Genomic DNA, 21,793 nt, shown 5'->3' on the forward strand with positions numbered 1-21,793 from the left:
CAGGCCTCGCCTGCGGGACGCCGTCACGCCACATCATGTCGCCCACGCCCGCCCGGCCGGTCCCGCGGCGGGCTGCCCCGAAGGAGGACCCGCACGATGACCGCGACCACGGTGCCGAGCGTGACGGTGCCGCGAGTGACGGTGCCCGGCCCGCCGCAGACAGGCGCCGCGCGCCAGGGCGAACAGCCGCTGAAGGCTCTCTTGACGACGCAGACGAGGTCACGGCGGCCCGCCGGGCACGACGCCGTGGCCACGTGGCGGGACCTGACCGAACGCGTGCGGTCGGCCGGCCAGTACCCGGAGCGAGCCGAGGCGGAACGCATCACCCGCATCGTCCTGTCGACCCTCGGCGGCCACGTGGTGGGCGACGAACGCGTCGAACTGGCCCAGGCCCTGCCCGAGGAGGCGGCGAGCGTGATCGCCGCGCAGATCCCCGTGGCCCGGCCCCTGACGGCCGCGCAGTTCGTCGACTCGGTGGCCGGACGCATCGCGGGAGCCACCCCGGCCACGGCCCGCTGGCACACCGGCTCGGTCCTGAGCGTCCTGGCGGCCCTCCTGCCCGACGACCTCCTGACCCGCATCCTGGCCGACCTTCCACCGGGGTACGCGCTGCTGTTCGGCAGGGCGGAACTGGGCTTGGCCTCGCGTGAAAAGTCGATGCCTACTTGAGCGAGCCTCGTGCCAAGGTCTCCACGAACGTACGCCATGCTCCCGAACGGTCCCGAACGAGCGGACCGTCGACCCGCTTCGAGTCGCGTATGAGCGTGCCGCCGTCGGTGTACGCGCACTCCACGCACTCGGTTCCACTGCCGCCGCTGGAGGACTTGAACCAGTGCGACTCTGGCGATGCCGTCATCAAGGCTCCCTGCTGATCCGGTCGACGAGTTCGGCTGAGCACTCCAAGTCGAGCGCCTGCGCGCTGAGGTGAGGGAACGCCGACCTGTAACGCGGCCCGGCGTTCAACTGGCCGTGATCGCCGAGTACGTCCACACGTCGGCCGGGAGCTCGTGCTTGAGGCGCCAGGTGATCGCCATCGGCTTGCTGCCGGTGTGGCTCTCGTAGGTCGCCGGGCCGAGGAGCATCCAGGGCTGCGACTTGCCTATGTCGGTGTTCTTGTAGCGCCGCATGAACAACAGGACGTGGCTGCCGCGCTGCTTGTGCTCCCGGTACCGCAGGCCCGTGCGGGAGTCGGCCGCCGTGGCGTTCTGGGACTCCCAGTGGAAGAGGGTCGGGCTCAGCGCGTAGTCCTTGTAGCGGATGGTGGGCGAGAAGTCCTTCTCGTTCTTCTCCAGGGTGACGAGCAGGGCGTCCGTCTGGAGCTCCTCGACCCACTGCACGCCCTGCGCGAAGGAACGGGGCATCTGACCGCCGAAGCGGGCGACCCCGAGAGCGGCGAGGATTTCCGAGCGGTTGTACGCGCTGTGGACCTTCAACGGGACCTGGCTCAGACGCCCGGAGAGCGGGAGGGGGACATGGTCCGCCTGCTCCATGACGTGCCCCAGCACCTGCCTCAGCTCATCGCGGAAGGTCCGCTGCGATCGCAGTGACGCAAGGCCCTCCTGGAAGGTGGTGAACCCACCCGCGTCGTCCCAGAGGTTGAAGAACAGCATGCGGGCGAACGACTGGTCATGCGGACCCAGATCGTCGTACGGCGGCGCGTCGTCCTCAAGGAGACGGAGGTATGCGGTGGCGCGGTCGGGGTCGTCCACGTGAAGGAAGGCGTGCACCCGCTTCAAGAGTGCTGCCTCGCCGGAGGGCTCGGCCTCCTCCATGAGGCCGGCCCGGCGCAGCACGGTCGTCCAGGAGTTGCCGCTCTTGTACAGTTCCTTGATCTCCCGGCGGCTCTCGCGCAGGTAGTCCGCGAGACGCGGCGTGCTGTAGTCCCTCACCTCCCTGACCAGCGTCTTCACCGTGGCGCCCAGTTGCGTCCGGATGTTGTCCAGGACGAGGTCCTTGGACTTGCCCTCCAGGATGATCTGGCAGCCGGACGGCAGTTGCGGGAAATCGTGCTCGATGTGGTCCACGAGCCGGTTCCGCGACAGATTGGTCAGGGCCCGGAACTGCTCCTCGAAGCGGAACTCCGCCCGATGCTGACCGATGAAGTCGAGCACCGTGAGGACCGGCTTCGTCTCGGTGCGCCGCAGCCCCCGGCCCAACTGCTGGAGGAAGACGGTGGCGCTGTTCGTCGGGCGGAGGAGGAGCAGGGTGTCGACGTCAGGGATGTCCAGGCCCTCGTTGAACAGGTCCACGGAGAAGATGACCTGAAGCTTCCCTTCACGCAGGTCGGACAGCGCCCGGGCACGCACGTCAGCGGGAGACTCACTGTCGAGCGCCATGGCCTGGAAACCGGCCGCGCGGAAGAAGTCCGCCATGAAGCGGGCGTGCGCCTTGGTCACGCAGAAGCCGAGCGCCCGCATCGCGCCGGGCCGGGAGACCTTGTCCCGGATCTGCTTGACCACGATCCGGGCGCGCGCGTGGTTGCCCGTGTAGAGGTTGCCGAGGTCCTGGTCGGCGTACGAGCCCTGCTGCCACCCCAGGTTGGTCAGGTCCGTACCGTCCGGGATGCCGAAGTAGTGGAAGGGGCACAGGAGATCGTTTTCCAGGGCCTCCCACAGCCGCATCTCGGCGGCGATGCGGCCCTCGAAGAACTCGTCCTGGACGTTACGCCCGTCCATACGCTCGGGTGTGGCGGTGAGCCCCAGCAACTCCTGCGGCCCGAAGTGGTCGATGACGCGGCGGTAGGTGGTGGCCGTGGCGTGGTGGAACTCGTCGATGACGATGACGTCGAAGTGGTCCCGGGCCAGTTGCTCAAGGCGCTGTACGTTCAGTGACTGGACGCTCGCGAACACGTGATCCCATGCGCGGGGTTCCATGCCGGCGTGGAGAAGCTCACCGAACGAGGCGTCGTCCAGCACCTCCCGGTAGGTGCGCAGCGACTGCCTGAGAATCTCCTTGCGGTGGGCGACGAACAGCAGCCGCGGCCGTCCGCCGTCTGTCTGACCGCACAGGCTGCGGTAGTCGAGAGCAGCCATCACGGTCTTTCCGGTGCCGGTGGCCGCGACCAGCAGGTTCCGGTGCCGTCCGCGGATCTCGCGCTCGACGGTGAGCCGCTCCAGCATGTCCCGCTGGTGCGGGAAGGGGCGCACCTCCAGGCCGGAGAGGTTGATCTTCAGGTCGGTGGTCGAGCCGGTGCCGCTCGCCTGCGCAAGGGCCTCGTCGAGGCGTTCCCCGTGCAGGTCGGGATCGTACGTCTCGAAGGCGGTGTCGTTCCAGTACGCGTCGAAGGTCGCCTCGAACTTGTCCAGTACCGCGGGCGTGGCGATGGAGGACAACCGGACGTTCCACTCCAGGCCGTCGAGCAGCGCCGCTCGGGACAGGTTCGAACTGCCGACGTAGGCGGTGTCGAAGCCCGTCTCGCGCCGGAACAGCCAGGCCTTGGCGTGCAGGCGGGTGGAGCGGATCTCGTAGTTGACCTTGACGGTGGCACCGAAGTCGCGGACCAGGCGGTCGAGCGCGTGGCGGTCGGTGGCACCCATGTAGGTGGTCGTGATGACCCGGATCTTCACACCTCGCTCCTTGGCGGAGCGCAGGGCGTCTTCCAGGACGCGGATGCCGTACCACTTCACGAACGCGCAGAGCAGGTCGATCCGGTCCGCCGTGGCGAGCTCGGCCCGCAGCTCAGACCCCAGGCTCAGGTCCTCCGGCGAGTTCGTGAGCAGAGATGTCTCGGAGAGGGGAGTGAGGGGACGGATGGCGTAGGCCCCGGGCGCTTCCTGCTTGGCGAGGGCGAGCAACTGCCGGGGACCCTCGGCGACGGTGCTGAGGGGATCAGCGTCGCCCTGGTCCGGGGCTTCGCTCGCCAGCGACTTCAGGACCTGGTTGGCGAACGGGACCTGCTGGTGAGGCGGGAGCTGGTGGAGCCTGCGGGCGACCACGTCACTAATGTGGCGCGCCAGGACGTGGGGCGAGGACTCGGCGCTGACCTCAGCGTCGACGGCCTTCCACCCCGCGGACTCGAGCCGCTCCAGCTCGTCCTGCACGCTGTGGGTGATCAGCTTCTCGTACACCCCGGCGACCGGCTGCGCCAGATCCCCCGCTTCCGCCACCATGTCCCCCTCGGCCACGCGTCAATGTGCTTCTGTTCTAACAGGAGCCACTGACAACCGGAGCCGAAGCGGGGAACGAGAACGAGCTCCCCCCGGACTCACCTTGGGCCCCACCCTGGGCACCAGGAAGAAGTGCTGTGACGGACGTGCCGGACTCTCAGGCGGTCGCCGCCGCCTCGGGCGTCCCGTGGCACTCCCCGTAAGCCCGTCCCGACCCGCACCAGCACCCCGCACCCCGCTGGGGCGGCCAGGCCTCAGCCCGGCCCCGGGCCGCCAGGGTCGTCGCGTACTGCGGGAGCAGGGTCGCGTCCGACGGGGAGGAGCCCTCCGAGGCGGCGAAGGCCTCGTAGGACGGGACCGTGCCGGTGACGATGCCCAGGTTGGGGGTGCCCGAGGAGGCGAGTTCGCGCAGGGACGTCTCTATCGTCGCCAGGTGGGCCTCGTAGGAGGGGTACTCCGTGGCCAGGTCCGGGTAGTCCGTGACCAGCTCCGACAGTTCCCCGGCCGGCCAGTGGAGGACGGCCACCGGGAAGGGGCGGGAGAGGGCTTCGCGGTAGGCGCCCAGCTCCGCACGGAGGCGGTTGATCTCCGCTTCCAGCTCCGCCGGGTTCTCCGAGCCCAGGGACCAGATCCGCTTCGGGTCGTGCAGCTCGTCCAGGGAGACCGAGAACGAGTGCAGGGTGTCGGCCACCCCGTCCCACTCGTCGTGCGTGAGGCCCAGCATGCGCCGCACCCGGTGGCGGCCGAAGAGCAGCGGGCGCGTGGCGTACGGGGGCTCCGCGACGTCCGTCAGCAGCAGCTTCGTCCCCTCCGTGAACGTCTCGTGGGCCGCCTCCAGCTCGTCGTGCGACTCCAGGGCCTCCGCGACGATCACCCAGGGGGCCGGGTCCCGGGGAGCGGAGGTGCGGACACCGTCGATGATCGCCCTGGCCTCCGCCTCGTGGTCGTACTCCCACAGGTTCGACGCCTTCAGGGCGCGCACCAGGTAGGGGTTCTCCAGGCCGTCGGAGGAGGACAGCAGGCGGTCGTAGAGCGTCGTCGCGGCGGGGCGGTCGCCGGACAGTTCCAGGTGGGCCGCGGCCTGGAGGAGCAGGGCTTCCGCGTCCTCGGGGTACAGGCCGGCGGTCCGCTCCAGGCGGGCCGCTTCGGCGGCGTGGTCGACGTTTTCGGCAGGCGTGTCGGGGCGCATGGGTGACACCGTACTGCCGTGCGGTGACAAAAGTGAGATATCTGCAGGCCAGAGTGGTCGTACGGGCTCCGGGGCCCGGGGCGCGCCCCGGTGGTCGGCGCCGTCGTACGCCGTCATGCCTCTGCGCCCTCATGTGCGTACGCCCTCGGGGCCGTACACCTGGTGCCCGACGGACACGTCGGCCCTGTCCTGGCACGCGACAGCCGCCAGCCACGCCAGGCAGGCGGGCGCCTTCGTGCCGCTGCCTCACCACGGCTACTCGCCCCACCGGAGTGCACGTCCCCCTCCTGGCTCGTCGCAGGGGGACGTTTGCCGGAAGGGGCGCGACTCCGAGACACCCCCAACTACCCGTCTGTGGCACGCATCTTTGCGTGTGCTTGACCCCGCCCATACTCCCCGTATAACCGCTCTCCCTAGGGTCGGTCGGGTTGGCATCTGCACAGAGTGAAGCGACGTACGTACGGGGGATGGGCGGCATGTCGGACCTGAGGAAGGAAGCCGCGTCGATGCACAAGGCGGCTTCCGGGCTGCGGGCGGTGGGGCATCACACGGCGAAGCCCTTGCAGGAGTTCAAGGCCGCCGCGCACGACCTGGACGCGCTGGGCGCGCTGGGTTCGCTGATGCACGCCAAGAGCCAGGTGCGCGAGGGGATGGACACGCTCGCGAAGCTGACGAAGCAGCTGGACGAGGAGTGGCAGGGGGAGGCGAAGCTGATGGGCGAGGTGTCCGACGCCTTCGACCTGCTGGACGTGCTGCTGGCCGCGGCGCAGAAGAAGGACTGAGGGCTCGTGGTCGACCTCAATCCGCTGCACTACGTCAACAAGTTCAACCACATGTTCGGCGACACGGTCGCCAGCGGGCTGGAGTTCCTCGGGATCTCCGATCCGGCCGTGGACCCCGACGGCGTGCGGGAGATCGCCAAGAAGTGGCGCCATCTGGCCGGCGGGCTGGACGGTGCCGCGGCCGCCGCGGAGAAGTCGCTGGCCGGTGTGGAGTGGGAGGGCAAGGCCGCCAAGGCGTTCGCCAAGCGCTCCAAGGCCGCCCGCAAGCAGGCCACGGACATGGCGCACGCCCTGCGCAAGGGCGCCAAGGCACTCGACGACTTCGCCGACAAGGCGCACGAGATGCTGTCCGAGATCGGCGTACTGCTCGCGGAGATCGCCGAGTTCGAGATCGCGGGCCTGGCCCTGGACGTCCTGACCCTGGGTGCCTCCTCGGTCGCCTCCAGCCTGATGGCCGGTGAACGGGCCCTGAAGGTGGTCGCGTTGATCGGGCGGATCGAGGAGGAGGGCACCGCCCTGGGCGCGGTCGTCCGGGGTGTGCTGGAGGTCATCCGGAACGTGGAGCGGGCGCTGAAGGCGCTCAGGGAGGTCCGCGGGGTCGCGGCGGCGGGGAAGATGGCCGCGGAGGGTATGAAGTTCTCCGCGTTCACGACCGCGCTGGAGGATCCGGGGGCATTCAAGGATCCGGAGAAGCTGGCCGGCATCCTCACCGAGGGCGCGCTGATGGGCGTCGGGTTCGGGGTGCTGGGCAAGGCGCTGGGCAAGGGGCTGAAGGCGCTGGGGCCGGCGGCGCTGGCCAAGCTCGGCAAGTCCCTGGGCCTGGACTGCGCGGCCTTCGAACGGCTCAAGCTGCGCCCTGGGTTCGACAAGCTGCCCGCCTCGATCCGCAACGCGTTGAAGAAGTTCGTCCGCGACCCGATCGACGTCGCGACGGGCGACATGGCTCTGACGCGGACGGATGTGACGCTGCCGGGGGTGCTGCCGCTGGTCCTGGAGCGGGTGCATGTGTCGTCGTACCGCTTCGGCGGCTGGTTCGGCCCGTCCTGGGCCTCGACTCTGGACCAGCGCATCCAGGCCGACGAGGAGGGTTTCGTCTACGCCGCCGCGGACGGCGCCCGGCTGTGCTTCCCGGTCCCGGACGCCGAGACCGGCGAGGGCGTCCGCCCGGAGACCGCCGGTTCTCGGCTGCTGCTGTCCTGGGACGAGGAGACGGACGGCGCGCTGCGGATCACGGACCCCGACACCGGGCTGATCCACGTCTTCCACTCCCCGGTGGCGGCGGCGGGTGACATGGCCGTCGACCTGCCGCTGCAGCACATCCAGGACCGCAACGGCAACCGCATCACCGTCGAGTACGACCGCGGCGACATCCCGGCGCGGGTGGTGCACTCCGGCGGATACCGCATCGCCCTGGACCACGACGCGTCCGCCTCACGCGTCACCGGCCTGCGCCTGCTCGACCCGGACGCGCCCGAGGGACCGGGCATCACGCTGCTCACCTTCGGCTACGACGAGACCGGCCGCCTGACGGAGGAGACCAACTCCTCTGGCCTGCCGCTGCGCTACACCTACGACCCCGACGGCCGCATCACCTCCTGGACCGACCGCAACGACACGACGTACTGGTACGCCTACGACGAGCGGGGCCGGGTGACCGCCACGGGCGGCACGGGAGGCGCCCTCGCCTCCACCCTCACCTACGAGGACGCGACCCGCACCACCCGGGTGACGGACTCGCTGGGGCATACGCGGGTGTACGAGCACAACGAGGCGCTGCGGTTGGTTCGGGAGACCGACCCGCTTGGAAATTCCACTCACCAGGAGTGGGATGAAGATCACCGACTGACAAGCGTCATTGACTCCCTTGGGTACGTCACACGATATCGTTACAGCCGCAGCGGTGATATTGCGGCAATAGTTCGGCCGGACGGCCGAGAAGTCCGCGCTGAACATAACGCTTTGGGGCTCCCCATCGTCATCACGATGCCGGATGGCGGCGTCTGGCGTCAGGAGTATGACGAAAAGGGGAACCGCACAGCCGTCACTCAGCCGACGGGAGCCACTACGAGCTACGTCTATGACTCCCAGGGAGGATTGCGCTCTGTCACCAACGCGCTGGGGGAGACCACATTCGTTCAATGCAATCGCGCAGGACTACTCGTTGGAGTCACTGATCCGCTAGGAGCGAGTGGCTCCTATAAGCGTGATGCCTTCGGCCGCCCTACCAGTATCGTCAGCCCGCTGGGGCACGCGACCCAAATACAGTGGACTGTGGAGGGAAAGCCGTCCTGTCGTACAGCTGCCGATGGCACCCATGAAACCTGGGAGTACGACGGCGAGGGCAACTGCGTTTCGCACCGAGATGCCCAGGGTGCGGTCAGTTGCTTCGAATATTCCTACTTCGACCTTCTCAAGGCTCGCACAGACCCAGGTGGAGCGCGTTACGAATTCGAGCACGACACGGAACTACGCCTGACCAAGGTAACCAATCCGCACAACTTGACGTGGAGTTACGGCTACGACCGGGCTGGCAGGCTTGTCAGGGAGACAGACTTTGACGACCGTCAGGTGACCTATGGCTATGACGTGGCCGGAAGGGTGATCTCTCGAACCAACGCGTTGGGAGAGACGTCATTCGAACTCAACGCTCTGGGACAGGTTGTTCGTAAGAACGCGATGGGTAAGGTCACGAGCTTCTCCTACGACCTCACCGATGGTCTGGCGCAGGCTAGTAATCCCGACGCAACGATCACTTTGTCTCGTGACCATCACGGGCGCCTTCGTGAGGAGACGGTCAACGGTCGCACAATTAGCTACGAGTACGACGTGCTCGGTCGCCGCATCGCGCGTACAACTCCGTCCGGAGCGCGAACGACGTGGGCTTATGATTCCGCGGGGAATTGCACCCGAATGGTGGCATCGGGTCGCCCGATTGAATTCGACTATGACATGTCGGGGAGAGAAGTAACGCGTTCGATTGATGGTGGTGCTCTCACCATGGCGCATGCGTATGACGCCGTGGGCCAATTGAGCAGGCACTCGGTTATGGGGTCGACAGGATCTCTCCTACAGCAGCGCGAGTACACGTATGGTGCCGGAGGCAGCCTTGTAGCCGTGGACGACATGACCTCGGGAACCTGGCGCTTCGATTTGGACACCGTCGGCAGGGTGATCTCGGTCCAGGCAAACAATTGGACGGAGCGTTACGCATATGACGAAGTAGGTAACCAGGCGAGAGCCGAGTGGCCGGCAGTGCACCCTGGCCAAGAGGAAGTGGGCGCGCGCTCTTACGTAGGTACTCACCTGATGAGCGCCGGCCGTGTGCATTATGAATACGATGCGTTGGGTCGCACGACTGTCCGACGCAAAGATCGTATATCGCGGAAGCCTGACATGTGGCGGTACTCGTGGGACGCAGAGGACCGCTTGAAGTCGGTAGTGACTCCGGATGGCACGCGTTGGCGGTACGAGTACGACCCTCTCGGGCGCCGCACAGCCAAGATCCGGTTGGCAGGTGGAGCAGAATCGGTCGTCGAGCGGGTCGATTTCGTTTGGGACGGTGTCACCCTATGTGAGCAGAGCACCACATCCCTGAGTGCACCAACACCCGTCGTTCTAACTTGGGATCACAAGGGCCTGCGGCCCATAGCGCAAACTGAACGAATTGTCGCTTCTGATTTGGATCCGAAGGAGGTCGCTTCACGCTTCTTCGCGATTGTCACAGACCTGGTAGGAGCTCCGACTGAGCTTCTTGACGGGGACGGTCGTGCAGCCTGGCGCACCCGAAGCACGGTCTGGGGTGTGACGGCCTGGTCGCGGGACAGTGCCGCCTACACTCCGCTTCGGTTCCCAGGTCAGTACTACGATCCTGAGACGGGACTCCACTACAACCATTTTCGCCACTACGATCCAGAAACCGCCAGGTATAGCAGTCCGGATCCGCTGGGCCTCAGCCCTGCCCCCAATCCAACGACTTATGTAGTCAACCCTCACAGCTGGGTGGACCCTCTCGGACTAAGCCCCTGCCCTAAACGGATCGAAGGAGGCGGATGGGATCTCAGGGGGCACAACCCTATGAGTGTTATTCCGAGTGATGCAGAAAAGAGGATACTCACTCCGGATCCGAATGGTGGGGCGCAGAAGGGCGTTGAGTTCAAATGGAAGGATCCGGAGACCGGGAATACTGTTCGCCTGCGAATCCATGATGCTGATGGAACTGCCCCAGCGGGCTCCAATGCTGCAAATGGGGACGTCTACAGGATTTCTATCGCTGGAAAGTATCAAGATGAAGCAGGCAACTTGTATCACAGGCAGGTCCACAATCCGAACAGTCCGCATTATAATCCCGATGCGGCCAACTCGACGCATATACCATGGCCCGTGCAATTTCCGCTTCCCTACTAGTCGGAGGGGTGTAATGCCATGAAAGCAGAATCAATGATCGAACTGCTTCGATTGATCGCGCATGTGGATCCGAAGTGTCGGGAAGAAGGGGCCGACCGTGCGGCTGATTGGGCCGCCGGACTGCCTCGGTCCGAAGCCACGACATTGGCCACGGTATTGGCGGCTAGTGCGGCATGCGAAGAGGACCTGGGTGCTCTTGAGGCGCAACTCCATGCAATCCTGGAAATCTCGTCCACTGGTCAGGTAAACGTTGAAAACCTGCAGTACCTGCAGCAGATTGATCGGACTGCCGTTACCGAAGAGATTCGGCAGTATGTCGCCGATCTCCTGGAAGAGTAAGGCAGTCGGGAGCGGTGTGGCTCTGCGCAAGATGGTTCATGCGCGAGGCAATGGCTGGGAGCTCTGACAAGGTCAAAGCAACCCTGTGGGCATGTTCCGAATATCGTCGACGCCAGGATTCGATTGATTGATTTCAGCTGGCGTGGCCCTACGGTGACCCTACGGATAAACCTTCCTTACTTTCCGAATTCAGTGCCGCTGTGGCAGTGGATTTATGCCTGGGTGGATATGGGGCAGTGTCAATTTCAGTTCCTGGGAGTGGACTGCCCTTGCGACCGCGCAGGCGAGGAGAGCAGAGCCGGCCGCCGCGGTACCGGCAAGAGTCACAGTCGCGGAGAGGCTGCCAGCATCGAACAGCGCGAGGTGAAGAACCAGGAGCACAAGCAAGCCGCCGACCCACACCCCGCCCCGACTCCGAAACACGCACACCTCCCCGCCTCGACCTAGCCCCAGCAGGACCGAACTCGTCTGCGGGCCCAGCCCGGCCCCGCCCCCGTGAGGTCGAGCAGCTCGCCGAGTTGCTCCAGCCGCTGTTCCACGCCTCGGCGGCCGCCGCCGCGATCGTCCTGTTCACCGCACTCGTACGGCTGCTCGTGCATCCGCTGTCCCGGGCCGCCGCGCGAGGGCAGAAGGCGCGGGCCGCGCTTCAGCCGCGGGTCGCCGAGTTGCGGAAGAAGTATCGAAAGGAGCCGGAGAAGCTTCAGAAGGCGGTGCTGGAGCTGCATGCCGAGGAGAAGGTGTCGCCGTTGTCCGGCGTTCTGCCGGGGCTTCTGCAACTGCCTGCCTTCTTCGTGCTCTACCAGTTGTTCTCCAGCACGACGATCGGCGGTGGCGCCAACGCGCTGCTCGGGCATCGGCTGCTCGCCGCGCCCCTCGGTGGGCGGTGGGCCGACGCCCTGGCGCGGGGAGGGGTGTTCGGGGCTGCCGGGCTCGTCTACGTCGGGCTCTTCGTGGTCGTCGCGGGCGTGGCGACGCTCAACCTCGTCCGCGCCAGGCGGGCGGCCGCGGTGAACAGCCCCGTGGCGGTGGCCGGCGACGAGCAGGTACCCGGGCTCGCGGTGGTCGGGAAGGTCGCGCCGTTCCTGTCCTTCTTCACCCTTGTCACCGTGGCCGTCGTGCCACTTGCCGCCGCGCTGTACGTGGTCACCAGTACGGCGTGGAGCGCCGTCGAGCGGGCCGTGCTGTATCGGTGAGCTGACGGGGGCTGGGCGGCCCGCGTCCACCCTCCGTGGTCCAGTACGTGAACCGGGTCTTGCGGACTGGACTTCGGGCTTGGACGATCGACCAGTCCTCCGATCGCGGGCCGTCCGCCGCACCCGGGTCGTCCTCGTCGGCGGACCGCCGCGATCGAGGGAGTTGGGGAACATGAAGCTGCTGCGAGTCGGTACGGCCGGGGCGGAGCGGCCCGCGCTGCTGGACACCGAGGGGACCCTGCGGGACCTGTCGGGTGTGGTCGCGGACATCGACGGCTCGCTGCTCGCGGACACCGCGGCGCTGGAGCGGATCCGTGCCGCCGCCGATGCCGGGGAGCTGCCCGCGCTGGACGCGGCGGGGCTGCGGATCGGGCCGCCGCTGGCGCGGATCGGCAAGATCGTGTGCATCGGGCTGAACTACCACGACCACGCCCGTGAGACCGGCGCCGAGCCGCCGGCCGAGCCGGTGGTCTTCTTCAAGGCGCCGGACACCGTGGTCGGGCCGTACGACACCGTGCTCGTGCCCCGCGGGTCCACCAAGACCGACTGGGAGGTGGAGCTCGCGGTCGTCATCGGGCGTACCGCCCGTTACCTGGAGACGGACGAGGAGGCGCTCGCTCACGTCGCCGGGTACGCCGTCGCGCACGACGTCTCCGAGCGGGAGTTCCAGATCGAGCGGGGCGGGACCTGGGACAAGGGGAAGAACTGCGAGACGTTCAACCCGCTGGGGCCCTGGCTCGTGACGGCGGACGAGGTGCCCGATCCGCAGGCTCTATCGCTGCGTCTGTGGGTCAACGGGGAGCTGAAGCAGGACGGCAGCACCGCCGAGCAGATCTTTCCCGTCGCCGAAGTCGTGCGGTACGTCAGTCAGTTCATGACGCTGTATCCGGGGGACGTCATCAACACCGGGACGCCGGCGGGGGTCGCGATGGGACGGCCCGAGCCGAAGCCGTACCTGCGGGCCGGGGATGTCGTCGAGCTGGAGGTTTCGGGGCTCGGGCGGCAGAGGCAGGAGTTGAAGGGCGCCTGAGGGGCGGGGGCTGCGGTGCGGAGGGAGGTGCAGGCGCGTCGTGGCCGGTCGCGCAGTTCCCCGCGCCCCTTTGCGCACTTCCCCGCGCCCCCTCGCGCAGTTCCCCGCGCCCCTTCAGGTCGGTCCGGTCACGCCAGTAGAGACGCCAGCCTGCGCCACTCGTCCCACGGGAGGGCGTCGCGGTCGGTGGTGTCCGTGACCACCTGAAGGGCCACGTGGTCCGCGCCCGCCGCCCGGAACTCCTCGACGCGCTCGCGGACCCGGCCGTCGTCGCCCCAGGCGAACACCGCGTCGACGAGGCGGTCGCTGCCGCCGTCCAGCAGGTCGTCCTCGGTGAAGCCCAGGCGCAGGAAGTTGTCGGTGTAGTTGGGGAGCGCCAGGTACATGGCGAGGTAGGCGCGGGCCACCTCCCGGGCCCGGGTCGGGTCGGACTCCAGGACGACCTTGAACTCCGGGGCCAGGAGCGGGGCTTCGCCCAGGATCTCGCGGGCCCGCGCCGTGTGCTCCGGCGTGACCAGGTACGGGATCGCGCCCGCCGCCCGGTCCCGGGACAGCTCCAGCATCCTGGGGCCGAGGGCGGCCAGCACCCGGCGCTCGGCGGGTACGCCGGCCCGGTCCAGCTCGTCGAGGTAGCCGACCATCGCCGAGTACGGGCGGCGGTACTGTTCGGCGAGCTTGGCGTGGCTCACCCCGAGACCCAGCACGAACCGGCCGGGGTGGGCCGCCTCCAGTTCGGCGAAGCCGGACGCGCTCGTCTCGGCGTCGTGCTGCCAGATGCTCTGGATGCTGGTGCCCACGGTGAGCCGCGAGGTCGCCGCCAGCAGCGGGGCGGCGTTGCCGGCGGCGCTGCTGCCGCCGAGCCAGGCGGTTCCGTAGCCGAGGGACTCCAACTCGGCTGCGGCCTCCTCGATCTCGCCGCGCCGGGCCGGGTTCTCCGACCGGAGGCCGACGCTCCAGACGCCGTACCGTCCGACCGTCTGCTTCAGGGCGGGTGTCGTGTCACTCATCGGTGGTCCATCCCTCCGGGCGGGGTGCCGTGATCATCACGTGTGCAGCCACCCCAACCCGAGGGGACGCGCCGGTAATCCCCGACACGCTCACCGGTCGAGGAAACGCTCCAGTGCCTCCACCACGAACCGGTGGTCCTGGAGCTGCGGCAGCCCGGACACCGTGACCGCGCCGATCACGCCTACGCCCTCGACGGTGATCGGGAAGGAGCCGCCGTGCGCCGCGTAGACGTCGGGGTCGAGCCGCGAGGAGTCCTCGAAGGTCGTGCCCTTGGCCCGGAAACGGGCGCCCACCAGGTACGACGCGGAGCCGTAGCGCTCCACCACCCGGCGCTTGCGGGCGATCCAGGCGTCGTTGTCGATGGTGGAGCCGGGCAGGGCCGCGTGGAAGAGCTGCTGGCCGGCGCGGTGGATGTCGACGGCGACCGGGGCCTGCCGCTCCCGGGCCAGTTCCACCAGCAGGGAGCCCAGCGCCCAGGCGTCGTCGTGGTCGAACCGGCGGAACACCAGGCGGCGCTCCTGCGCTTCCAGTTCCTCCACGCTCGGCGTGGTCTCGGGGGCGGACTCAGGAGTGGGCTTCGCCGTGGGCCGCGCGGTGGGCTTCGGGGTGCCGGTCACAGCGTCACCTCCACGCGGTCGCGGGCCGAACGGCGGGCGGCCTCCAGGACGTCGAGTGCGGCGGCCGCCTCCAGGGCGGTCACCGGGTTCGGGGCGCCGTCGTGGAGTGCGGCGGCCACGGCGGCGTAGTACGCGGGGTAGTCGCCGGGCAGGGTCGGTACGGGGCGGCCGCCGCCGGTCACCGGGGACTCCCCGGCGCCGAGCCGGCCCCAGAGCTCCTCGGACTCGGTGCCCCAGTCGGGCGCCGTGCCGGGGCGCCGGCCCTCGCGCAGGGCCGGCTCCTGCGGGTCGAGGCCGTACTTCACATAGCCCGCCCGCGAGCCCAGGACCCGGAAGCGCGGGCCGAGCTGGGCGGTGGTGGCGGAGACGTAGAGGTGGGAGCGGACACCGCTCGCGTGCGTGAGGGCGATGAAGGTGTCGTCGTCGGCCTCGGCACCCGGGCGGCGCACGTCCGACTCCGCGTACACGGCGGTCGCGGGGCCGAACAGGACGAGGGCCTGGTCGACGACGTGACTCCCGAGGTCGTAGAGCAGACCGCCGATCTCCGCGGGGTCGCCGGACTCGCGCCAGCCGCCCTTCGGCCGCGGCCGCCACCGCTCGAAACGGGACTCGAACCGCCATACGTCGCCCAGCTCGCCCTCGGCGACCAGCGCGCGCAGGGTCAGGAAGTCGTTGTCCCAGCGGCGGTTCTGGAAGACGGAGAGCAGCAGCCCCCGCTCCTCCGCCAGGGAGGCGAGGTCGCGGGCCTCGGCCGCCGTGCCGGCGATCGGCTTGTCCACGACCACGGGCAGACCGGCCTTGAGGGCGGCCGCGGCCAGCGGGACGTGCGTCTTGTTCGGGGAGGCCACGACGACCAGGTCGAGTTCGTCGGCGCGGGCGAACAGCTCGTCGGGGGCGGCGGCGACGCGGACGTCCGGGAACTCCGCACGGGCCTGTGCCTGCCGCTCGGGGTTCGAGGTGACGACCGTGTCGAGGGTCAGGCCCTCGGTCGCGGCGATCAGCGGGGCGTGGAAGACGGAGCCCGCGAGGCCGTAGCCGACGAGGCCCACGCGGAGGGGAGTACCAGTCATGACTCTACTTTCGCAACGCTGTTGCCAAAGTGCAAGCGCGGGCCACAATGGGGGTGTGAACAGCGACAAGGGTGGCGCGGTGGCGGGCTGGAGCGGCACGGTGGCGGCGATGAGGGGAGCGACCGCGGGGGTGAATCTGCTGGCGCTGCGCAGCCACAACACCGCTCTGGTGCTCGATCTGCTGCGGGCCGCCGGGACGGACGGGATCAGCCGGCTGGAGCTCGCCGAGCGGACGGGGCTGACCCCGCAGGCGGTCAGCAAGATCACCGCGCGGCTGCGGGAGGAGGGGCTCGCGGCGGAGGCGGGACGGCGCGCCTCCACCGGGGGCAAGCCGCGCACGGTGCTGCGGCTGGTGCCGGAGGCGGGGCACGCGGTGGGCGTGCACGTCGACCGGGACGAGGTGCGCGCGGTGCTGGTCGATCTGAACGGCGCGGTGGTCGGGGAGCGGCGCCGCCCGCTGGATCTGGAGGCGGGGACGGGGGCGGAAGCCGTGGTGGAGGCCGTGGCACGGGAGGCCGAGGGCCTGGTGGCCCGGGTGGCGGGGGGAGGAGGGCGGCTGCCGGGCGCCGTGGGGCCGCCGTCCGAGGGGCCGCCGTCCGAGGGGCCGCCGTCCGAGGGGCTGTCGTCCGTGGGGCTGCCGCCCGGGGTGCCTGTGGCCGGAGTGACGGCGGCGGGGCAGATGGCGGCGGGGCAGGTGGCGACCGCGCAGGCGGTTGCCGGGCAGGTGGCGGCAGAGGGGCTCGCGCCTGAGATGCCGGTGACCGGGCAGGTGGCGGCCGAAGGGGCGGGGGGCGGCGAGGCGATGACGAGAGGGGCCGGGGATCGGTCCCCGGAGGCGGTCGGTGCGGTGCCGCTCGCCCGGGTCGGGTCCCTGCTCGGTGTCGGGGTGGCGCTGCCCGGTCCGCTCGACCATGTGCGGGGGGTGCTGCACCGGGTGACCGGGTTCCCGGAGTGGGACGGCTTTCCGTTGCGGGAGGCGCTCGCGCGGCGGCTCGGGGTGCCGGTCGTCGTCGACAAGGACACCAACGCGGCGGCGCTGGGACTGGCCGTCGCGGGGGAGGGCGGGGCGTTCGCGTACCTCCACCTCGGCACGGGACTCGGCGCCGGGCTGGTGATCGGCGGGAGCGTGCACCGGGGGGCGCGGACCGGAGCGGGGGAGTTCGGCCACCAGGTCATCCAGCTGGACGGGCCGCCGTGCGGCTGCGGCGACCGCGGCTGCATCGAGGCGCTGTGCCTGGCGGCCGTGGAGCGCGGGGAGACGGCGGAGGCGGCGCGCGTGCTCGGCGCCGGGGCGGCCAACCTCGTGGGGCTGCTCGACATCGACCTGGTGCTGCTCGGCGGCCGTACGGTCGCCGCCACCCCGGAGGTCTTCGTGGACGGCGTGGGCGCGGTGCTCGCCGCGCGGGCCCGGCGCGAGGGGGTGCCCGGCGGGGCCGTTCCCGTGCGGATCGCCCCCGGCGGTACGCGGGGGGTCGCGGAGGGCGCGGCCCAGCTCCTGCTCGCACCCCTGTTCGGCCGGGGCGACGGCTGACGGACGGTGGCCGTCGACGGGGCGAGCCCCCTGATCGCGACCACCGCCGGACCACCACCCCCCTCGGACCGCCCCGGCACCGGACGATCCCTGCCCCCGACCAACGCCCGGCCGCCCCGGCACCGGACGATCCCTGAGCCCGCCCCGCCGCCGGATCACCCCGGGTCCACTGCCGCCGGTCGGGTGGATCCGTACCGCCGTTCGTGGCCTGTGTCCGGAGTGGCTCCTCTGCCGGCCCGGTTCCTCCGGGATGTTCATGTGTTTATGCGACTGTGCACGCCCTTATCTCTCTGCCTTGCCGCAGCCGCCGTCCTCCTGTCCGGGCCGGCCCACGCCGACGCGCGTCCCACTTGCGCCGGGCCGGACGACCGCAGCTTCCCGATCACGACCCGCATCCACGGCGGTCCCGGCGCCTATGAGGCCGGCGGTGGATACGGCACCTTCCTGCTCGACCTCACCAACACCACCGACCGCACCTGTGCCGCCATCCACCCGGTGCTGGTGCTGGTCGACTCCCGGCACGCCCTCAAGGCCGGCCAGCCCCGCCTGGAGTTCTACGACGCCGGCCGCCCGCACCCCGTGCGCTTCTCGGCCACCGACCAGGACGAACTCGTCGGCCCCTTCGACGCGGGGCTCCCGGGCTTCACCGTCGAGCCGCACCGGACCGTCACCGTGAAGGTCCGGCTGGCGCTCACCTCCGACGCCGTGGCCAACGACGTCACCGCCAAGGCCGCCGTCGTGCAGCGGCACGAGGACGACGGGGACTGGGTGGGGCAGTCCAACGACTACCGCTTCCGCGTCCACGGCGCCCCGGCCATGGACGCGGCCAGTGACCCGCCGGCCAAGGACCCCCGCTCCACCGGGCGTCCCGACGCGAGTAAGGCTCCGCGCGCCACTACGACCCCCCAAGCGACCGGGGCCTCCGACCCCGCGGGCCGCCCCCGGCCCACGGCCGACTCCAGCACCGGCACCGGCAAGGGCACCGGCACCGCGCCGTCCCCGGCCCCCACCGCCTCGGACGACGGGCTGCCGTTCGCCGACGAGCTGGCCGGCACGGGCCTCGACACCCCGCTCGGCGTGATCACGGCCACGGCGCTGCTGCTCGCGGCCGGCGGCACGGTGGTGCTGACCTGGAGGCGCCGCTGATCCGGAGGCCGGAACCACCGCCCCGGAGGCACCGGAACCACCGCCCCGGAGGCACGGGAACCACCGGCCGTGGGGTGCGTGAGGAGCGGAATGCGGGGCACCGGAGACGGACCGTTCCGGCAAGATTCGGCCACTGGCTAGGCTGGGGCCACGCTGGCCCCGCGTACGGCAGGAGATCCCGCACATGGCAGACCGCAAGCCCATCGAGTCGTGGCTCACCGACATGGACGGCGTCCTGATCCACGAGGGTGTGCCGATCCCCGGCGCCGACGCCTTTCTGAAGAAGCTGCGTGAGTCCGGCAGGCCGTTCCTCGTCCTCACCAACAACTCCATCTACACCCAGCGCGACCTGCACGCCCGGCTGCGGCGGATGGGCCTGGAGGTGCCGGTGGAGAACATCTGGACCTCGGCCCTGGCCACGGCCCAGTTCCTGGACGATCAGCGGCCGGGCGGCAGCGCGTACGTCATAGGCGAGGCGGGCCTGACGACGGCGCTGCACGAGGTCGGGTACATCCTGACCGACCACGAGCCCGACTTCGTGATCCTCGGCGAGACGCGGACGTACTCCTTCGAGGCCATGACGAAGGCCGTACGCCTGATCAACGACGGGGCCCGGTTCATCGCCACCAACCCGGACAACGTCGGCCCCTCGGCCGAGGGCGCGCTGCCCGCCACCGGCTCGGTGGCGGCACTGATCACGGCCGCCACCGGCAAGAAGCCGTACTTCGTCGGCAAGCCCAACCCGCTGATGATGCGGGCCGGGCTGAACGCGATCGGCGCGCACTCGGAGACCTCCGCCATGATCGGCGACCGGATGGACACCGATGTGCTCGCGGGCCTGGAGGCCGGGATGCGGACCTTCCTGGTGCTGACCGGCGTCACGCGGCCGGAGGAGGTCGACCGCTACCCGTACCGGCCCTCCATGGTCGTCGACTCCATCGCGGATCTCGTCGAGCGGGTCTGACCGGCCGCTCAAACCTCCCCTCACCCGCATGGAGCAGCGCGGCCGTCGCCGCGGATGCGGGGACCGGCCCCCGGAGGTGTGCTGGAACCCGGAGGTATCACGATGGGTTCACTTCACCTCACTCTCTGTACGGAGGCTCTGACGGCCGTCGCGTTCCTGCCCCGGGCGCTCGGTTCGTCCCGGAGCGGGGGAAGCCGTCCGGCCGACCGCAGCCGGGGGGCGGACGGAGGAGGCGATCACGGTGTCCGACGGTGAGCGCTCCCTCGCCACCGGCCGGCTCCTGGCGGGCCTGGCCTGGGTGGTGCTGCTGCTCGGGCTGTGGCTGTGGGGACGCGATCTGACCGACGCGCGGCCGCAGTCGACGGGACCCGCCATCGGGGACATGGCCGCGGTCGGACGCCCCCCGCAGGACGACCGCCTGCCGCCTGCCGCCGCGCCGCTCAGGGGCGCCCTGCCGCAGGCACTCGACATCCCCGACCTCGGCGTGCGCGCGCCGGTGGTGGCCCGCGGCCTGGACGGGCGGGGCGCCGTCGAGCCGCCGCCGGCCGACCGTCCCCTCCTCGTGGGCTGGTACGGCGACGGGGTGCGGCCGGGGGCGCCCGGGACCGCGGTCCTGGTGGGGCGCTCCGGCACCGGGACCCGGCCCGCCGTGTTCGCCCGGCTCGGCGCGCTGCGCCCCGGCGCGACGGTCCGCGTGCTCCGTGACGACGGACGGGCCGCCGCTTTCACCGTCGAGGACGTCAAGGTGCTCACCCGGGACCCCGGCCCCGCCTCAGGCCCGGCCCTCGAGCCCGCCCCCGCCCCCGAGTCCGGCCCCGGCCTGGACCCCGCCCCCAGGTCCGGCCCCGCCTCCGCCTCCGATCCCCGGCCCGCGCACCCCCGGCAGGCCCCCACCCCAACCCCCACCCCCCACCGTTCGGACCGCGCCGAGCTGCGGCTGATCACCTGTGAAGGTGCCGTCGGCCGCGCGGACGGCGGCTGTGCCGCGGACGTGGTGGTGTCGGCGTACCTCACCGGGACCGTTCGCTGAGGTCCCCCGGCCCGGTCGGCGACCCGCTCCCCCTGGAGCCGCCGGCCGGGCCGGTCCTCGACCGCGTCGCGCGCGGGCTGCGGGAGTAGCCCGGCGACCGGCGCGGGAGGCCTCGGGCCTCCTGCGCGGGCGGTGCGCCGCGGCGGTGGGCCGGGACCGTGTGGCACGACTGTAGAACGCGCGAACAGCCATGGCCTAGAGGTGAGTTGACGCATGGCCCCGGGGCGGTGGGTGTTGGCGCCGCGTTGCTCGGGGAGCCCGCCGTCGCCCCACCGGCTGTGTCAGCATGGTGCCTTGGCCGACCGCACCAAGGGGGAGTGGGATGTACGGCATGAGGGGGGTTTTCTCGTGCGCCCCTTCGGCGGGGGTACGGGCGTCCGCGGCGGTGCTGGGGGCGGCGCTGCTGGTCGCGGGGTGTTCCTCGGAGGGCGGGGGTGAGAAGGACGGCGGCAGGGGCGCGGGCGCCACGATCACCCAGCAGCCCCGGGAGGCCGACCCGTTCTGGGTGAACCCGGACAGCAACGCGGCCCGGCAGGTCGCCGCCCACGTCAAGGCGGGCCGCAGGGCGGACGCCGAGCAGATCCGGAAGATCGCCGCGCAGCCGACGGGTGAGTGGATCGGCCCGGAGAACCCCGAGGCGGAGGCGCGCGGCTTCACCGAGGCCGCCGACCGGGCGGGCCGCACCGCGCTGCTCGTCCTGTACGACGTCCCGCACCGCGACTGCGGCCAGTACTCGCAGGGCGGTGCCGCCGACGGCGACGCCTACCGGGCCTGGGTCGACGGGGTGGCCCGGGGCATCGGGGACCGCGCCGCGACCGTGATCCTGGAGCCGGACGCCGTGCTGCACCTGGTGGACGGCTGCACCCCGGCCCAGTACCAGGAGGAGCGCTACGACCTCCTCAAGGGCGCGATCGGCAAGCTGAAGTCGCTGCGGAACACCAAGGTCTACCTGGACGCGGGCAACGCCGGCTGGGGCCACCCCGACCAGATCTTCCAGCCGCTGCGCCGGGCCGGCGTCGACCGGGCCGACGGCTTCGCGGTCAACGTCTCCAACTTCTACTCCACCGGGGAATCCATCGCCTACGGCAAGCGGCTGTCCGCCAAGATCGGCGGCAAGCACTTCGTCGTCGACACCAGCCGCAACGGCAACGGCCCGTACACCGGCGGTGATCCGGGCGAGCGCTGGTGCAACCCGCCCGGCCGGGCGCTGGGCGAGCCGCCGACGGTCAGGACGGACGACCCGCTGGTCGACGCCTACCTGTGGGTCAAGCGCCCCGGCGAGTCCGACGGCACCTGCAAGGGCGGGCCGAAGGCGGGGGACTGGTGGGCCGACTACGCGCTCAGGCTGGCCGAGGCCACCCGGTAGTCCTCCGGCCCGTCGGGT

17 protein-coding genes are annotated in these 21,793 nt (G+C 70.3%); 11 read left to right on the forward strand and 6 right to left on the reverse strand.

Features of this window, described 5'->3' with window-relative positions; genetic code table 11:
- The first annotated feature begins 96 nt into the window (after positions 1-96).
- Positions 97-669 (forward strand): DUF2267 domain-containing protein, encoded by a 573-nt coding sequence (locus ACIPM1_RS18750; protein ID WP_402435755.1) that lies wholly within the window; start codon positions 97-99, stop codon positions 667-669.
- Here ACIPM1_RS18750 and ACIPM1_RS18755 read toward each other — a convergent pair.
- From ACIPM1_RS18755 to ACIPM1_RS18765, 3 genes are all read right to left on the reverse strand, one after another.
- Positions 662-856, reverse strand: coding sequence for a DUF397 domain-containing protein (locus tag ACIPM1_RS18755; RefSeq protein WP_402435758.1), 195 nt, complete (start codon positions 854-856; stop codon positions 662-664). The two genes, ACIPM1_RS18750 and ACIPM1_RS18755, sit on opposite strands and share 8 nt — an antisense overlap.
- A gap of 103 nt (positions 857-959) precedes the next feature.
- Positions 960-4,109, reverse strand: coding sequence for a DUF3427 domain-containing protein (locus ACIPM1_RS18760; protein WP_402436104.1), 3,150 nt, complete (start codon positions 4,107-4,109; stop codon positions 960-962).
- A gap of 154 nt (positions 4,110-4,263) precedes the next feature.
- Entirely contained in the window at positions 4,264-5,295 is a 1,032-nt protein-coding gene (locus ACIPM1_RS18765; RefSeq protein ID WP_402435761.1) for an SEC-C domain-containing protein, read from the reverse strand.
- A gap of 476 nt (positions 5,296-5,771) precedes the next feature.
- Here ACIPM1_RS18765 and ACIPM1_RS18770 point away from each other — a divergent pair, with 476 nt between their 5' ends.
- From ACIPM1_RS18770 to ACIPM1_RS18790, 5 genes are all read left to right on the forward strand, one after another.
- Entirely contained in the window at positions 5,772-6,077 is a 306-nt protein-coding gene (locus tag ACIPM1_RS18770; protein WP_402435764.1) for a hypothetical protein, read from the forward strand.
- A 6-nt stretch (positions 6,078-6,083) separates the two neighbouring features.
- Complete coding sequence (locus tag ACIPM1_RS18775; protein ID WP_402435767.1) at positions 6,084-10,481, forward strand: polymorphic toxin type 30 domain-containing protein; 4,398 nt, start codon at positions 6,084-6,086, stop codon at positions 10,479-10,481.
- A 33-nt stretch (positions 10,482-10,514) separates the two neighbouring features.
- A complete protein-coding gene (locus ACIPM1_RS18780; RefSeq protein WP_402435770.1) occupies positions 10,515-10,820 on the forward strand; it encodes a hypothetical protein in 306 nt (101 codons plus the stop codon).
- Positions 10,821-11,338: 518 nt separating this feature from the next.
- On the forward strand, positions 11,339-12,013 hold the full coding sequence (locus tag ACIPM1_RS18785) for a YidC/Oxa1 family membrane protein insertase (RefSeq protein WP_402435773.1): 675 nt from the start codon (positions 11,339-11,341) through the stop codon (positions 12,011-12,013).
- A 172-nt stretch (positions 12,014-12,185) separates the two neighbouring features.
- Positions 12,186-13,043, forward strand: a complete 858-nt coding sequence (locus tag ACIPM1_RS18790; protein WP_402435776.1) for a fumarylacetoacetate hydrolase family protein — start codon at positions 12,186-12,188, stop codon at positions 13,041-13,043.
- A gap of 128 nt (positions 13,044-13,171) precedes the next feature.
- On the opposite strand, the gene ACIPM1_RS18795 is transcribed toward ACIPM1_RS18790, so the two are convergent.
- The 3 genes from ACIPM1_RS18795 to ACIPM1_RS18805 all read right to left on the reverse strand — a co-directional run bounded on the left by ACIPM1_RS18795 (position 13,172) and on the right by ACIPM1_RS18805 (position 15,738).
- Entirely contained in the window at positions 13,172-14,050 is an 879-nt protein-coding gene (locus ACIPM1_RS18795) for an LLM class F420-dependent oxidoreductase (protein WP_402435779.1), read from the reverse strand.
- A gap of 90 nt (positions 14,051-14,140) precedes the next feature.
- Positions 14,141-14,668 (reverse strand): heme-degrading domain-containing protein, encoded by a 528-nt coding sequence (locus ACIPM1_RS18800; RefSeq protein ID WP_402435782.1) that lies wholly within the window; start codon positions 14,666-14,668, stop codon positions 14,141-14,143.
- Entirely contained in the window at positions 14,665-15,738 is a 1,074-nt protein-coding gene (locus tag ACIPM1_RS18805) for a Gfo/Idh/MocA family oxidoreductase (protein WP_402435785.1), read from the reverse strand. Before ACIPM1_RS18805 ends, ACIPM1_RS18800 begins: the two co-directional genes overlap by 4 nt.
- A 109-nt stretch (positions 15,739-15,847) precedes the next feature.
- Between ACIPM1_RS18805 and ACIPM1_RS18810 the strand changes: the two genes are divergently transcribed.
- The 5 genes from ACIPM1_RS18810 to ACIPM1_RS18830 all read left to right on the forward strand — a co-directional run bounded on the left by ACIPM1_RS18810 (position 15,848) and on the right by ACIPM1_RS18830 (position 21,775).
- Positions 15,848-17,269, forward strand: a complete 1,422-nt coding sequence (locus ACIPM1_RS18810) for an ROK family protein (protein ID WP_402436107.1) — start codon at positions 15,848-15,850, stop codon at positions 17,267-17,269.
- 264 nt (positions 17,270-17,533) lie between these two features.
- Positions 17,534-18,415, forward strand: a complete 882-nt coding sequence (locus tag ACIPM1_RS18815) for a hypothetical protein (RefSeq protein WP_402435788.1) — start codon at positions 17,534-17,536, stop codon at positions 18,413-18,415.
- A 184-nt stretch (positions 18,416-18,599) separates the two neighbouring features.
- Positions 18,600-19,379 carry an HAD-IIA family hydrolase gene (locus ACIPM1_RS18820; protein WP_402435791.1) on the forward strand — a complete coding sequence of 260 codons (780 nt, stop codon included), beginning with the start codon at positions 18,600-18,602 and terminating at the stop codon, positions 19,377-19,379.
- A gap of 241 nt (positions 19,380-19,620) precedes the next feature.
- Positions 19,621-20,409, forward strand: coding sequence for a sortase domain-bontaining protein (locus ACIPM1_RS18825; RefSeq protein ID WP_402435794.1), 789 nt, complete (start codon positions 19,621-19,623; stop codon positions 20,407-20,409).
- Positions 20,410-20,731: 322 nt separating this feature from the next.
- Complete coding sequence (locus tag ACIPM1_RS18830) at positions 20,732-21,775, forward strand: glycoside hydrolase family 6 protein (RefSeq protein ID WP_402435797.1); 1,044 nt, start codon at positions 20,732-20,734, stop codon at positions 21,773-21,775.
- The last annotated feature ends 18 nt before the right edge of the window (positions 21,776-21,793 follow it).

This window comes from Streptomyces sp. NPDC086766 (assembly GCF_044746005.1).
Lineage (GTDB): Bacteria > Actinomycetota > Actinomycetes > Streptomycetales > Streptomycetaceae > Streptomyces.